The 263-nt window shown below is 61.2% G+C and carries 1 protein-coding gene; it reads left to right on the top strand.

The features are described 5' to 3' along the window. A partial coding sequence (locus AAEY83_RS16070) for a helix-turn-helix domain-containing protein (protein WP_351060588.1) occupies positions 1-263 on the top strand: 263 nt, incomplete at both ends.

A 263-nucleotide genomic window follows, 5' to 3' on the forward strand; every position in this document is an offset into this window, starting at 1 on the left:
GCGTAGGTCCGGAGGGCAGTCGCAACATTCGGAATTGCTGTCGCTGTCGCCCAAATCCGACCGCATTCAGAGTGCGCTGGATTACGCGCGCAAGCACCTCAATCGCCCGCTGAGCGTCGAAGAATTGGCCGAAGTGGTGCACTTGAGTCCGCGGCAATTCACCCGCGTTTTCACCGCCGAAACCGGCCAGTCACCAGCCAAGGCGATAGAGAGCCTGCGCCTGGAAGCGGCGCGTTTGCTGATCGAGCAGAGCAGTCACAGTC

It is taken from the genome of Psychrobacter sp. TB20-MNA-CIBAN-0197, assembly GCF_040309765.1.
Lineage (GTDB): Bacteria > Pseudomonadota > Gammaproteobacteria > Pseudomonadales > Moraxellaceae > Psychrobacter > Psychrobacter submarinus.